Source organism: Mycobacterium sp. NPDC003449, from assembly GCF_053588415.1.
The window spans coordinates 1-13,706 of record NZ_JBSFPX010000080.1; the positions used below are offsets into that span (position 1 = coordinate 1).

A 13,706-nucleotide genomic window follows, 5' to 3' on the forward strand; every position below is an offset into this window, starting at 1 on the left:
CACCGACGAGCAGGTCCGCGAACTCTGCTCGGATCACCTGATCGGCACCATGGCGCCCGGTTCGGTACTCGTCCTGCACACCACCGGGAGCCCCCGCACCGCCGAGGACCTCGCGGCCCGTGCGGCCGACCACGACGTGGCGGTGATCGACGCTCCGGTGAGCGGGGGCCCGCACGATATCGCCGCAGGCACCGTGACCGTCTTCGCCGGGGGCACCGACGACGCGGTCCACCGGGCCCGCCCGGTCCTGTCCGCCTATGCCGACCCGGTACTGCACGTCGGCCCGGCCGGGGCGGGCCAGCGCGTCAAACTCATCAACAACGCGCTGTTCGCCGCCCAGATCGGATTGGTGGCCGAGGGGGTGCGCATCGGCGGCACGTTCGGCGTCGACGAGCAGACCCTGTTGACCGCACTCACCCACGGCAGCGCCGCGAGCCGTGCCCTCGCCGGCATCGCCGCCACCGGTTCGACCGGGGCATTCATCGATCGGGTCGGCGAATTCATCGGCAAGGACGTGGCGGTGGTCCGCGGGGTAGCCGAGGAGCTGGGTACTGACCTCAGTCATTTCGACAGCCTGCTCGGCATCGCGACAGTCCCCGATTCCGCGCTTTTCAACAACTCATGAGCGGGTTACTGTTAGCGTTACAGTTTAGCCCAATCCCGTAACGCCTCTCATAGCGCTTCCGGCGCCGGCCGCCGTGGAGGAGGAGCCCATGACCAAGCCCCAGGTGATCTTCGACCCGTTCTCCGACGAATACTTCGACAACCCGTTCGACATCTACCGGCAGATGCGGCGGGAAACTCCGCTGTACTACAGCCAGGAGCGGGACTTCTACGCGCTCACCCGCCATGAGGATGTCGCGGCGGCGTTGAAGGACCACGAGACCTTCTCCTCGTCGCGGGGTTGTGATCTGGCGATGGTCCAGGGCGACGAGCCACCGCAGAAGTCGATCATCTTCATGGATCCCCCCGATCACCGGCACATGCGCAGCCTGCTCAACAAGGCCTTCACCCCGCGGGCCGTCCAGGCCCAGAAGAACACCGTGGTCGAGCAGATCGACCACTATCTGGGTCGGATCGATTCCGACGAGTTCGACATCGTCCAGGACTTCTCCGGACCGTTCCCGGTCGAGGTCATCACCCGGATGGCCGGCGTTGACCCCGAATACCGCCAGCAGGTGCGGCATTGGATCGACACCAGCCTGTCCCGCGAACCCGGGCAGATCGGGTACTCCGAGGCCGGCGCCCAGGCCAACATCGACACCGCCATCTACTACTACTCGCTGGTGCAGAAGCGCCGCGAGGACCCGCAGGACGATATGGTCAGCCGGCTGATCGCCGCCGAGATCCCCGGCGAGAACGGCGACCTGCGCCGCCTCGATGACATCGAGATCACCGGATTCGCCACCCTGCTCGGCGGGGCCGGCGCCGAGACCGTCACCAAGCTCGTGGGCACCGCGATGGTGCTGTTCGCGCGCAACCCCGACCAGTGGTGCAAACTGCTCGCCGATCGCGACAAAGTGCCTGCCGCCGTTGAGGAACTGCTCCGCTACGAGGGCCCGGTGCAATACAACGTGCGCTACACGCTGAAAGAGGCGCACGTACCCAGCGGCACCATCCCGGCCGGTAAGGCGGTGTTCCTGATCAGCGCCGCGGCCAACCGCGATACCGACGCCTTCACCGATGCCGACACATTCGACATCGACCGCGACCGCACCGAGGCCCAGAACCTCGGACTCGGCTACGGCATTCACAGCTGCCTCGGTGCGGCGCTGGCCCGGATGGAGAGCTCGATCGCGCTGGAGAAACTGCTCGACTTCATGCCGCGCTACGAGGTGAACTGGGACGGGCTGCGGCGGGTCCACATGCAGAACGTGTCCGGCTACTCCCACGTGCCGGTTCGGAGGCTGCCGTGAGCAGGATCGTCGTCGACTTCGGACTCTGCGAGAGCAACGGTGTCTGCATGGGCGTCATTCCGGAGGTTTTCGACCTCGACGACGACGATTATCTGCACCTGCTGCAGGAGGATGTGACCCCGGAGAACGAGGGCGCGGTGCGCGAGGCGGTACGGCAGTGCCCGCGCCAGGCCATCTCCATCGAGGACGAGTAGGGCCGCTCGATGCGGTTCGTCTTCGTACACGGCGGTTTTCACGCCGCGTGGTGCTGGGAACGAACGATCGCCGAGCTGCGGGCTCTCGGTCACGACGCGGTGGCCGTGGATCTGCCCGGACACGGCGCCCGGGTCGCCGAAGAATCGACGCTGGCCAACCGGCGGGCCGCGATCGTCGCGGCCATGCGGCCAGGCGATGTGCTGGTCGGGCATTCGGGCGGCGGTTTCGATGCCACCCTGGCCGCCGATGCCGCACCGGGTCTGGTGCGCCACATCGTGTATCTCGCCGCCGCGCTGCCGCGCGAAGGCCGCACCTACCCCGAGGCCATGGCGATGCGCTCGGCCGAGAACGGCCCGGTCGAACTCGACGACGACTTCGACGGCGACGTCGGAGAAATGCTGGGCTACTTGAATTTCGACGATGACGGCGCGATGACCTTCGCCGATTTCGACGGCGCGTGGCGGTACTTCTACCATGACTGCGACGAGGCGACCGCACGGTGGGCTTTCGAGCGGTTGGGCCCCGAGCGGTTCGGCGACACCACCGTGACGCCGGTGTCGGTGCCCCGGTTCTGGGCTGCGGACCTGCCCCGCAGTTTCATCCGGTGTCTGCAGGACCGGTCCATGCCGCGCTGGCTCGCCGACACCGTGACCCGGCGCCTCGGTGTCGAGCAACTGACCATCGACGCGTCGCATTCGCCGTTTCTGAGCCGCCCGCGCGAACTGGCGGGCCTGCTCGTACACGCCACGACGACCACGCCGGTCAATCCGCTGACGCCGGCCTGAGGACCGCTACGCCGCGTCGATCACCGCACTGCCGAAGCCCTCGATGGCGTCGAGCGCATGCGCCAGGCTGTCGCCGGGCAACGTCACATGCAACCAGGTCACCCCGAGCGCCGCGAGCTTGTCGACGCCCGCCAGATACGCGTCGGGTTCGAAGTCGTCGTCGCCCGGGTTTCCGCCCTCAAAGTTGTTGAACACGACGTCAATCGCATCCGGATCGCGATCGGCCGCCGCGACCCTGGTACGCAGGTCCTCGATGCCCACGGCGAGACGCTCCGGCGAGTCGATGGCCGCCGTCCCCGCAGTCCTGGCCAGGCCGGGCGGCGCCGCGAACGGGCACCAGCCGTCACCGTGTCTGGCCACCCTGGCCCGCGCCGCCGCGGTGTTGCCGCCGATCCAGATGGGCGGCGGGCGCACCGGCCGGGGATGGGCGGTGACCCCTCGGGCACTGAAATGCCTGCCATCGAACGTGTACTCGTCGGCGGTCCAGATGTCCCGGATGACCTCGAGCGCCTCGTCGAACAGTTCGGTGCGCTCGTCGTAGGGCACCCCGAGCGCCGCGAACTCCCGTTTGAGGTAGCCGACCCCGACCGCCAAGGTGAACCGGCCACCGGACAGCAGGTCGAGGGTGGCCGCGGATTTGGCCACCACGAACGGGTTCCGGTACGGCAGCACCACGATATTCGGCACCAGCCGCAGCGTCGTGGTGCCCGCCGCGGCGAAGGCCATCGCCACGAACGGGTCCACCGCGTCGTGCCCGCCGGCGTCCAACCAGCGCTGCGAGGGGGCCGGGTGGTCGGTGAACCCGAAACCGTCGAATCCCGCCGCTTCGGCTGCCGCGGCGACCGCGGTCACGCCGGCCCCGCTCACCAGCTCCGGGTGGTAGGGATGGGTGTGCATCGGGTGGGTGATGCTGAAACGCACGGCGATTGGTTTCAGGTGGGGAAACCGGAGAGGATGACGCCGTTGCAGTCGGCGGCGCCCCTGCGGACCTTGGCGGCCGCCTGGTAGGCATCGGAGTGGTACCAGGCACGGGCGGCCTCGACCGATTCGAACTCCAGCACCACGGTCTGGGTGCCGTGCCAGGTTCCCTCGATCGTCTCGGGCTTCTGGTCGACGGCCACGATGGTCGCGCCGGCCATGGCCTTGCCGGCCAGCTTGGCGTATTCGGCCATACCTGCCGGGTCCTTGATGTCCTCGGTGAGGATCACATAGCCTTTGGGCCCGTTGGCCATATTCGAATCTCCTTGGTCAGTCGTTGGTTTCGACGATTGCCCGTTCCGGGCAGTTTTGCACCGCGTCGTGGGCGGCGGCCGCCAGTTCGGCGGGGACCTCTTCGGGATCGGCGACGGCCCAGCCGTCGTCGGACATCTCGAAGACCTCGGGGCACAGCGTCAGGCACATGCCGTGGCCGGCGCAACGGTCCTCGTCGACCTGCACCCTCATCGGACGTCGAACTCCAGGTGCAGTTCGGTGAGCCCGCGCAGGATGAAGGTCGGGATGTAGCTGTAGCGCCGGTCACCCGCGGGACCGTGGGCGGCATCGGAGATGCGGATATCGGTGGTGCGGTCCAGCAGCCGTTCGATCCCGACCCTGGTTTCGGCGCGCGCCAGCGGCGCCCCAGGGCAACTGTGGATCCCGCGCCCGAAGGCCAGGTGCTGGCGGGCGTTCTTGCGGGCCGGATCGAAGGTATCGGGGTCCTCGAACCGGCGTGGGTCGCGGTTGGCCGCGCCGTTGAGCACCATCACGGTGGCACCGGCGCCCAGCTCGGACTCGCCCACCGTTACCGGGCAGCGCGACAACCGGAAATCGCCCTTGACCGGGCTTTCGATGCGCAGCGCCTCTTCGATGAAATTCGGCAGCAGACTGCGATCCTCGCGCAACCGCTGCTGAATGTCGGGGCGTTCGCCGAGCACTTTGAGCGCGGTGCTGAGCAGCCGGACCGTGGTTTCCTGGCCCGCCGAGAAGACGTTGGTGGCGACCCGGGCGACATCACCGACGTCGGGGACCGACCCGTCCGGGAACGTCGCTGCGGCCAGTCCGGTCAACACGTCGTCGCGCGGATACGCGCGACGATCGGTCACGTAGTCGGCGAACTGCCCGTACAGGAACTCCAGCGGACTGTGCGACAACGATTTCTCGCTGGTGCTGCCGACTCCACCGCCGGAGTTCTGTTTGATGCCGTCCACGAACGCCGAGCGGTCCTCGTCGGGAATGCCGAGCAGGTCGGCGATCACCAACAGGGTGAACGGGCTGGCGAAGCCCTTGATGAAATCCCCTTCGCCCTGGGCCAGGTAGCCGTCGAGCACTTCGTCGGCCAGCCGCCACATCGCGTCCTCATTCTCCTTGAGGCGCTTCGGCGTGATCAACCGCATGAGCAGCGACCGGTGATCGGTATGGGTGGGCGGGTCGAGCGTTGGCAGCTGATCGCTGAACGGCAACTCGTCGCGGTGCTTCTCGATCAGCGCGGTGACCTCGTCGACGCTGCGCCCGTCCAGCGGCACCGGGAAACCGGGGAACGGTCCGGTCACCGAGATGCACGACGAGAAGGTCTGCTCGTCGTTGTAGACGGCGACGGCCTCGTCCCAGCCGGTCACCATGGTCACGCCGTAGTGGTCCTCCCGGCTGACCGGGCATTTGTCACGCAGCGCCTCGAAGAACGGATACGGGTTGTCGACCAATCGTTCATCGCGAAAGAAATCGATACCGGTCGGGTCGATCGACATGCGCTGCTCCCGTTCCTGCCGCACCGCACGAGAATGCGGCTCTCATCTTTGAACATTACATTTCCACAGTGCCGGGTGTGCGTCAACGTGCGAGCTCGGGCCGCATCGCGCGCGAGAGCTAGTTAGACACGCGTCAACTATTCTCATCAGAAGAAAACGCTGCTACTGTCCGGTCATGGCCAAATCCGGCGCCTCCACCGTGACTGACGGTGGTCAACGTCGGGCGTCGTATCAGCGGGCAAGGTCGCGCGAGACCAAACGCGGTCTGGTGCAGGCCGCGATGGCACTGTGGCGGACCAACGGGTACGCCAAGACGACCGTGGCCGACATCTGCCGGGCCGCGGGGGTCTCGCGAGCGCTGTTCTACTTCTACTTCCCCGCCAAGGAGGATGTGCTGTTCGAAGTGGGCCTGCTCTCGACGCGGTCCGCGCAGAAGCGGGTGCAGTCGTTGCTGACCGAGGGCTACCAGGTGATGGCGGTGGTCACCGAGGCACTGCGCAGCCTGGAACGGTCGATGGCGCACAACCCACCCGACCTCATCGTCGAGACGATCCTGGAGGGCTACCGCCACGAGCACCGCATCCTGACCGGCGGTGCCGATCCGGACGAGGCCTCCGCGGACATGTTCGGCGAGCTGTTCGCGCGCGCACAGGCCGATGGCAAGATCGGCGCGGGCGTCGACGTGGCGCACCTGTCCCAGCTGGCGCAGATGCTGGTCAGCGAAGGCGTACGGCACTGGGCCGCAGGCGGTTACGGCGAGCGTTCGTTCTCCGAGGTGGTGGCAGGCGACATCGCCGCGCTGATCGCCGGCTTCAACCTTCTCACCAGCCCAACGCAAGGAGCCAATGATGGCATGGGATTTCGAGACCGACCCTGAATACCAGAAGGTGCTGGACTGGGCGGACGAGTTCGTCCGGGACCGGGTGGAGCCGCTCGACCTGGTCTGGCCTCATCAGCAGTTCACCCCGCTGGCCGGCAAGCGCCGCGAGGCGATCGACCCGCTCAAGGACGAGGTGCGCCGAAAGGGGCTGTGGGCCACCCACCTCGGCCCGGACCTCGGCGGGCAGGGTTACGGCCAGCTCAGACTCGCCCTCCTCAACGAGATCCTGGGCCGGTCACAGTGGGCGCCGATCGTATTCGGCTGCCAGGCACCCGATACCGGTAACGCCGAGATCATCGCCCATTACGGCACCGAAGCGCAGAAGGATCGCTATCTGCGACCGCTGCTCGACGGGGAGCTGTTCTCGTGCTATTCGATGACTGAGCCGCATGCCGGCGCCGATCCGACGCTGTTCACCACCCGCGCAGTCCGCGACGGCGACGGCTGGATAATTGACGGCTGGAAGTTCTTCTCGTCCAACGCCGCAACCGCGTCGTTCCTGATCGTCATGGTGGTGACCAACCCCGACGTCAGCGCCTATCAGGGCATGTCGATGTTCCTGGTGCCCACCGACACCCCCGGCGTCGAGATCGTGCGCAACGTCGGGCTGTACGGCGAGCCGGACAACGAGGGTTCGCATGCCCTGATCCACTACGACAACGTCCGGGTTCCCGACGACGCCCTGCTCGGTGGCGAGGGCCAGGCCTTCGTCATCGCACAGACCCGGTTGGGCGGGGGCCGCATTCACCACGCCATGCGCACCATCGGGCTCGCCCACAAGGCACTGGACATGATGTGTGAGCGTGCGCTGAGCCGCGAGACGCAGGGCAGCCGGCTCTCCGACAAACAGTTCGTCCAGGGCTACATCGCCGACTCGTACGCGCAGCTGCTGCAGTTCCGGCTGATGGTGCTCTACACCGCGTGGGAGATCGACAAGTACAACGACTACAAGAAGGTCCGCAAGGACATCGCCGCGGTCAAGGTGGCGATGCCCACCGTGCTGCACGATATCGCCTGGCGGGCCATGCAGGTTCACGGTGCCCTCGGCGTCACCAACGAGATGCCGTTCCTCGGCATGGTCACCGGTGCGGCCGTGATGGGCCTGGCCGACGGGCCCACCGAGGTGCACAAGACCACGGTGGCCCGCCAGGTGCTGCGGGATTACACCCCGACCGAGGACACCTGGCCCACCGAGTGGATCCCGCGTAAACGCGAGGAGGCCAAGGCCCGGTTCGCCGAGTACCTCGAGGCCGAGGTGGGGAACCAGTGATCGATACCGCGCGGGACTCCGCGCAATTCGATACCGCACGGCTTGCCGGGTGGATGGACGACGCCGGACTGCCAGGCACGGGCGAGCCGTTGACGGCCCAATTCCTTTCCGGCGGGACCCAGAACGTCATATACGAGATCCGGCGCGGCGAGGACACCTGCGTCCTGCGGATGCCGCCGGCTGGGGCCCCCGCCGACCGGGACAAGGGCATTCTGCGGGAATGGCGCATCATCGAGGCCCTCGACGGCAGCGACGTCCCGCACACCGCGGCGGTCGGCGTCTGCCCGGACGCCGCCGTACTCGGGAGGCCCTTCTATCTGATGGGGTTCGTCGACGGCTGGTCACCGATGGACGGGCACGGCGTCTGGCCCGAACCGTTCGACAGTGATCTGGACAGCCGGCCCGAGCTGAGTTACCAACTGGCCGAGGGCATCGCGTTGCTGTCCAAGGTGGACTGGCGGGCCCGCGGGCTGGGCGATCTGGGCCGGCCCGACGGCTTCCACGAACGGCAGGTCGACCGCTGGATCGGCTTCCTGGACCGGATCAAGAGCCGTGACCTGCCCGGGCTGGAGGTGGCGACCGCCTGGCTGCGAACCCACAAGCCACTCGACTTCATCCCCGGCCTGATGCACGGCGACTACCAGTTCGCCAACGTGATGTACCGGCATGGCGCCCCGGCCCGGCTCGCCGCGATCGTCGACTGGGAGATGGGTACGGTCGGCGACCCCAAGCTCGACCTGGCCTGGATGGTGCAATCCTGGTCGGAGATGGATTACGTCGACATGCGCGGGATGCCGTCTCGCGACCAGGTTGTCGCGCGGTATGCCGAAGTGTCGGGGCGCCAGGTCGACGATCTGGACTACTACCTGGTGCTGGCCAGGTGGAAGCTGGCGATCGTCCTGGAGCAGGGATTTCAGCGCGCAGGCGACGACGAGAAGCTGTTGGCCTTCGGACCGGTGGTGACCGATCTGATGGCGTCGGCGGCCGAACTCGCCTCGTCCACCGACTACCGGTGAGGGCCGCCGTCTGCCCGGTCCACGGGCCGCCCGAGGTGGTTCGGGTCGAGGACCTGCCCTCCCCCACCCTCGCGGCCGGCCAGGTGCGGGTCCGGGTGGCCGCGGCCGCGGTGAACTTTCCCGACGTGCTGGTGGTGGCCGACAGGTATCAGGTCAACGTGGCCCCGCCGTTCGTCCCGGGTAGCGAGTTCGCCGGGGTCATCACCGAAATCGGCCCGGATGCCGAGGGTTTCGTGGTCGGCGACCGGGTGACGGGGACCTTGCTGTTCGGCGGGTTCGCCGAGGAGACAGGTGTGGACACCGGGGCGCTGACCCTCATCCCCGACGGTGTCGACGACCGCACCGCGGCCGCCTTCGGGGTGGCACACCGCACCGCGTTTCACGCGCTGCGGTCGGTGGCCCGGGTGCGGCCCGGCGACGACATGATCGTGCTCGGTGCGGGCGGCGGCGTCGGTCTTGCCGCCGTCCAACTCGGGGTCGCGCTCGGCGCACGGGTGACGGCCGTGGCCTCGTCGGACCAGAAGCTCTCCGTGGCATCGGGTTACGGCGCCGCTGAGCTGGTCAACCACACCCGGGCCGATCTCCGGGCCGCGCTGCGGGCCGCCGTGCCCGACGGCGCTCATACCGTCCTCGACCCGGTGGGCGGTGATCTGTCCGAACCCGCCTTGCGGTCGCTGCGCCGCGGTGGGCGGTTCGTCACCGTCGGCTACGCGTCGGGCGTCATTCCGCGGATACCGCTGAACCTGGTACTGGTCAAGGGCATTCAGGTCATGGGTTTCCAGTTCCAGGACATCGACCCGGATGAGTTCACCCGCAACGAGTCCGAACTACGGGCGCTGCTCGCCACCGGGACGGTCCGGCCGCATATCGGCGCGGTCTATCCACTGGCCGACACCGCTGCGGCACTGCGGCATGTCGCCGACGGACGGGCGGTCGGCAAAGTCGTGATCGATCTCAGCTACTAGTTCGCTAGGGCCTGGTGGCCTTGAGGCCGTACATGACCGGGAATTGCGGCTGGTTTCCTGGCATCGTCCACCACCCGTCGTCGGTTTGCACCATCTGCGGCCAGCGGCGCCATGGTAGAAGCGACGTCTCGGTAAGAGCCTCGATGGCGAACCCGGCTTGTGCGACGGCGGTTACGACTTCACCCAAGCCGTGGGGCCACTCGTAATGCAGGGTATCGCCGGCCAGCGCAGGACCGTCGGTATAGGTGTGGGTGCTGTCGCGTTCGACGGCCCCCTGCCCACCCAGATAGTCGTGGCGGATGACCAAGTCGTCGGTGAGATCCGGCTTGTGAGTGAGGCCCAGTGCATTGAACAGCGGATGAAATTCCACGAGATACAGGAAGCCACCGGGCTTGAGCAGACGGAATACGGTCTGCGCCCACGCCGTCAGATCGGCCAGGTAGCACACCGCGCCCTTTCCCGTGTAAACAACATCGAACCGTTACGCCCCGAGCACTTCGACCGCGTCGTATACGTCTGCTTGCACGTATTCGATGGTCAGGTCCGCCTCGCGCGCGATCCGCTGTGCCTGCTGCACGGAGACATCGGAGACATCCAGCCCGGTGGTGTGCGCACCCTTCAGCGCAAAGGCCATCGTCTCCGTGCCCAAGTGGCATTGCAGATGCAAGACGTGGCAGCCGTCGAGCCGGCCGAGGTCGCGCCACTCGAACGGTGCGAACCAGCTCGACGGGTCGCGATCTCCGATTCCGTAGAATGCGCTATCAGCGTGGATCGGCGCGCGGGCGTCCCAATTACGCTTGTTGGCTCGCATTTTCGCGCGAGTACCGTCGTCGAACCTCATCGCCAGCCGCCTCTAGCGCGCTCGTTTGATCTCCACTACGCACTGTAACAGCGCGACAAGTCGACCGCCCTGCTCGAACTGATCAAGTCCGGCATGGTAATACCGCCGGGAACACTGATCTTCGAAGATCCGCCGATCCACAACATTCACCGCAACCTGCTGTCACGGGTATTCACACCGCGTAAGGTACTGGCCCTCGAGCCGCAGATCCGCGAGTTCACGGCGCGGTGCCTTGATCCGCTGGCCGGGTCGGATCGGTTCGATTTCGTCAACGACCTCGGCGAGCAGATGCCGATGCGCGTCATCGGCATGCTGCTGGGCATTCCTGAAGACCGGCAGCGCCAGATCACCGACCACGGTGAGCAGACCTGCAGGGGCAGACGGTCGATGCGTTGGCCACCGGTGAGGTGTTCGCGGAGTTCATCGACTGGCGTGCCGAACATCCGTCCGACGACATCATGACCGCCCTGCTCAACGCCGAATTCACCGACGAGACCGGCACGGTGCGCAAGCTGCGCCGCGACGAGTTGCTGCTGTATTTGACGGTCATCGCCACTGCCGCGGTCCGCGGCTGGGCCTCGATGCCCACCTTCGTCTCCACCGCGAATGGCCAGTTATGACACGCGATCTCGAGGGTTTCGTGCCATAACTGGCCACTCGACCGAACGCGAATTCAGCTGGCGGGGATGAGATCGGCCGGCACCGATCGGCGGGTCATCTTGCCGCACCGGAACGCCTCGGTGCCGCACACCGAGGCCGCCTCGGGGTGGTTGACCGCGGCCAGTGCCTGGGCCTTGAAGGCGCGTGCCGCGGCTGACAACTCGTGCAATGCGGGGGCGACGCTCAGATCGCCCGGGCACTGCTCGCCCCACAGCGTGACCTCGGTGCTGCCCTGTTCGAGGGCGCCGAGGACACCCCGGCGCACCCGTTCGTCGCTGTTGAACAGATCCGCCGCGACGGCGACGGTCTGGGGATGCGGACGGTCCTCCCAGGACACCAGCACGCTCTCCAGGTCGATGGTGTCGACCCCGAGGATCTCCAGCGGGCGGACGTCCTCGTCGGCACCGATCAGGACGGTGACATCCCAGCCGGCCATCACCCGGTCCACCAGCCAGCCGCCGGCGAACCGCACCGCGTCGACCACACACGGTGCGACGACGTCGAGTCGATACCTCATGTCGTCCTCCAATCTCACAGGCCTGCCGCTTCGTTGCGGCCACCCGGCACCTCGATCTCTCGGGCCAGCATCTCGGCGTACCCCTTGAACACGTCCGTCAGCGGGAGCGAGGGATCGAGTAGCCATGAGGTCTCCATTCCGTTTACGAAGGCGAGAATCTCCACGGCCTTGGTGGCCGCGTCGAAGTCGGTGCGGTAACGGCCACAGCGCTGGCCGCGGGCGATGATGTCGGCGACGATGTCGCGCGCATCCTGTTGTCGTTTCAGCAAACGATCGTGCAATGGTGCGTCGGGTTGGATGTTCTCGACCAGCAGCACGGTGAAGGTGCCGACCAGTTCGGGCGCCCGCACGAACCGTTCGGCCACCCGCTTGATCTCGTCGGCCAGGTCCCCGGACCGGTCGGCGTGGGCGTCGTCATCGTCGTCGCGTGCGTCCAGGACCGCATTGAGCAACTGTTCCTTGGACTCGAAATGATGCAGCAGACCTGCCGACGTGACCCCGGCCTCCTTGGCGATCAGGGCCAGCGAGGTGTTGCGCCAACCGTTGCGCGCAAGCAGCTTCTCGGCCACCGAAAGGATCCGCTGCCTGCGGTCTTCCCCCTTGGCGAGCAGCGTCGCGTAGGGCCTTGCGCCCTCAGACGGCCCGGGGGCCCCAGACACCGAAGTCACCGAACTCCTTCGTCGAACCAACCTAGTGAACACACAGTAGGTTGGTTTTGGCGATGTGACAAGGGTCTCAGGAAAGGTAAATCTTGACAGCCCTCAGCCGATGTGAACGGCCGAGGTCACAGGCCCAGCGACTTGGCGATGATGACCTTCATGACCTCGCTGGTGCCGGCGTAGATCCGGGCCACCCTGGCATCGGTGTACAGCCGGGCGATGGGGTACTCCATCATGTAGCCGTACCCGCCGAACAGCTGCAGGCAACGATCGATGACCCTGGCCTGCATCTCCGTGCAGAACAGTTTCACCCGGGCCGCGTCGGCCCCGGACAGCTCCGCGCCGACATGCAGCGCGACCGCCCGATCGACCATCGCCTGGGCGGCCTCGACCTCGGCCGAACACGCCGCCAGCTCGAACTTGGTGTTCTGGAACGACGCCACCGGGGTGCCGAACGCCTTGCGGGTCTGGGTGTAGTCGACGGCCGCCGCGATGGCCGAGCGGGCCTGGGCGACCGATCCGACCGCGACGGTGAGCCGCTCCTGCGGCAAGTTGTGCCCGAGGTAGCCGAACGCCTCCCCCTCGTCACCGAGCACATTGGCCGCGGGCACCCGGACGTCGGTGAACGACAGTTCGGCGGTGTCCTGCACCTTGCAGCCCATCTTCTCCAGTTCACGGCCCCGCTCGAAACCGGGCATACCGTCCTCGACCACCAACAGGGTCAAGCCTTTTCGGCGGTTCTCCGGGTCGGTCGAGCTACGGGCGACGACGATGACGAGGTCGGCCTGGATTCCGCCGGTGATGAAGGTCTTGGCCCCGTTGAGCACGTAGTCGTCGCCGTCCCGGACGGCGGTGGTGCGCATACCCGCGAGGTCGGAACCCGTGCCGGGTTCGGTCATCGCGACGGCGGTCAGCAGAGTGCCCGCGGCCAGCCCGGGGAACCAGCGCTGCCGCTGCTCATCGTTCGCGTAGTGCAGGAAGTAGGGCAGGATGACCTCGAGCTGGGTGCGCACCGTCGACAGCGTCACCAGCGCCCTGGCCGCCTCCTCCTGCAACACCACGTTGTAGCGGTAGTCGGCGATGCCCGCACCGCCGTACGCCTCGGGGATAGCCATGCCGAGCATGCCCAGCTCACCCATCTGCTTGAAGACGTCGCGAGGCATCCGGCCCGCCTTCTCCCACTCGGGATAGGCGGGCACCACCTCCTTCTCGATGAAATCCCGGGCCAGCCCCCGGAACGCCTCGTGATCCTCGGTGAACAGGTTCCGCTGCACTGGAG

The 13,706-nt window shown here is 67.0% G+C and carries 17 protein-coding genes and 1 pseudogene; 9 read left to right on the forward strand and 9 right to left on the reverse strand.

Translation table 11 applies throughout. From position 1 onward, the window contains the following. From ACWDTP_RS20085 to ACWDTP_RS20100, 4 genes are all read left to right on the forward strand, one after another. Window positions 1–625, forward strand: a 625-nt coding sequence (locus ACWDTP_RS20085) for an NAD(P)-dependent oxidoreductase (RefSeq protein WP_450022898.1), incomplete at its 5' end; no start/stop codon positions are given. A gap of 88 nt (window positions 626–713) precedes the next feature. Next, window positions 714–1,916 carry a cytochrome P450 gene (locus ACWDTP_RS20090; RefSeq protein WP_450022900.1) on the forward strand — a complete coding sequence of 401 codons (1,203 nt, stop codon included), beginning with the start codon at window positions 714–716 and terminating at the stop codon, window positions 1,914–1,916. Beyond that, a complete protein-coding gene (locus ACWDTP_RS20095) occupies window positions 1,913–2,110 on the forward strand; it encodes a ferredoxin (RefSeq protein ID WP_450022902.1) in 198 nt (65 codons plus the stop codon). Before ACWDTP_RS20090 ends, ACWDTP_RS20095 begins: the two co-directional genes overlap by 4 nt. Window positions 2,111–2,119: 9 nt before the next feature. Then, a complete protein-coding gene (locus ACWDTP_RS20100) occupies window positions 2,120–2,896 on the forward strand; it encodes an alpha/beta fold hydrolase (protein ID WP_450022904.1) in 777 nt (258 codons plus the stop codon). Between the two features lie 6 nt (window positions 2,897–2,902). On the opposite strand, the gene ACWDTP_RS20105 is transcribed toward ACWDTP_RS20100, so the two are convergent. The 4 genes from ACWDTP_RS20105 to ACWDTP_RS20120 are packed head-to-tail and all read right to left on the reverse strand — an operon-like array spanning window position 2,903 to window position 5,619. Then, window positions 2,903–3,817, reverse strand: coding sequence for an LLM class F420-dependent oxidoreductase (locus ACWDTP_RS20105; protein ID WP_450022906.1), 915 nt, complete (start codon window positions 3,815–3,817; stop codon window positions 2,903–2,905). 11 nt (window positions 3,818–3,828) lie between these two features. Beyond that, entirely contained in the window at window positions 3,829–4,128 is a 300-nt protein-coding gene (locus tag ACWDTP_RS20110; RefSeq protein WP_450022908.1) for a DUF1330 domain-containing protein, read from the reverse strand. 16 nt (window positions 4,129–4,144) lie between these two features. Further along, a complete protein-coding gene (locus ACWDTP_RS20115) occupies window positions 4,145–4,339 on the reverse strand; it encodes a ferredoxin (RefSeq protein ID WP_450022910.1) in 195 nt (64 codons plus the stop codon). Continuing rightward, window positions 4,336–5,619 (reverse strand): cytochrome P450, encoded by a 1,284-nt coding sequence (locus tag ACWDTP_RS20120; RefSeq protein WP_450022954.1) that lies wholly within the window; start codon window positions 5,617–5,619, stop codon window positions 4,336–4,338. Before ACWDTP_RS20120 ends, ACWDTP_RS20115 begins: the two co-directional genes overlap by 4 nt. 175 nt (window positions 5,620–5,794) lie before the next feature. Between ACWDTP_RS20120 and ACWDTP_RS20125 the strand changes: the two genes are divergently transcribed. Genes ACWDTP_RS20125 through ACWDTP_RS20140 form a run of 4 tightly spaced genes read left to right on the forward strand, consistent with a single transcriptional unit; the run spans window position 5,795 to window position 9,750 of the window. Further along, on the forward strand, window positions 5,795–6,496 hold the full coding sequence (locus ACWDTP_RS20125) for a TetR/AcrR family transcriptional regulator (RefSeq protein ID WP_450022912.1): 702 nt from the start codon (window positions 5,795–5,797) through the stop codon (window positions 6,494–6,496). Beyond that, window positions 6,468–7,769 carry an acyl-CoA dehydrogenase family protein gene (locus ACWDTP_RS20130; protein ID WP_450022914.1) on the forward strand — a complete coding sequence of 434 codons (1,302 nt, stop codon included), beginning with the start codon at window positions 6,468–6,470 and terminating at the stop codon, window positions 7,767–7,769. Before ACWDTP_RS20125 ends, ACWDTP_RS20130 begins: the two co-directional genes overlap by 29 nt. A 53-nt stretch (window positions 7,770–7,822) precedes the next feature. After that, entirely contained in the window at window positions 7,823–8,785 is a 963-nt protein-coding gene (locus ACWDTP_RS20135; protein WP_450022956.1) for a phosphotransferase family protein, read from the forward strand. Next, complete coding sequence (locus ACWDTP_RS20140; RefSeq protein WP_450022916.1) at window positions 8,782–9,750, forward strand: NADPH:quinone oxidoreductase family protein; 969 nt, start codon at window positions 8,782–8,784, stop codon at window positions 9,748–9,750. Before ACWDTP_RS20135 ends, ACWDTP_RS20140 begins: the two co-directional genes overlap by 4 nt. A 4-nt stretch (window positions 9,751–9,754) precedes the next feature. Here ACWDTP_RS20140 and ACWDTP_RS20145 read toward each other — a convergent pair whose 3' ends face one another. Then, a complete protein-coding gene (locus ACWDTP_RS20145) occupies window positions 9,755–10,198 on the reverse strand; it encodes a hypothetical protein (protein WP_450022918.1) in 444 nt (147 codons plus the stop codon). 33 nt (window positions 10,199–10,231) lie between these two features. Then, on the reverse strand, window positions 10,232–10,591 hold the full coding sequence (locus ACWDTP_RS20150; protein WP_450022920.1) for a methyltransferase domain-containing protein: 360 nt from the start codon (window positions 10,589–10,591) through the stop codon (window positions 10,232–10,234). Window positions 10,592–10,657: 66 nt separating this feature from the next. Between ACWDTP_RS20150 and ACWDTP_RS20155 the strand changes: the two are divergent. Beyond that, window positions 10,658–11,169, forward strand: a pseudogene (locus tag ACWDTP_RS20155) (cytochrome P450); the annotation flags it as partial. Between the two features lie 95 nt (window positions 11,170–11,264). Here ACWDTP_RS20155 and ACWDTP_RS20160 read toward each other — a convergent pair. The 3 genes from ACWDTP_RS20160 to ACWDTP_RS20170 form a co-directional block, all read right to left on the reverse strand. Further along, window positions 11,265–11,768: a hypothetical protein gene (locus tag ACWDTP_RS20160; RefSeq protein WP_450022922.1), complete on the reverse strand. Its 504-nt coding sequence runs from the start codon at window positions 11,766–11,768 to the stop codon at window positions 11,265–11,267. Between the two features lie 14 nt (window positions 11,769–11,782). Beyond that, window positions 11,783–12,436, reverse strand: coding sequence for a TetR/AcrR family transcriptional regulator (locus ACWDTP_RS20165; protein WP_450022924.1), 654 nt, complete (start codon window positions 12,434–12,436; stop codon window positions 11,783–11,785). Between the two features lie 116 nt (window positions 12,437–12,552). Further along, complete coding sequence (locus ACWDTP_RS20170; protein WP_450022926.1) at window positions 12,553–13,701, reverse strand: acyl-CoA dehydrogenase family protein; 1,149 nt, start codon at window positions 13,699–13,701, stop codon at window positions 12,553–12,555. Window positions 13,702–13,706: the final 5 nt, after the last annotated feature.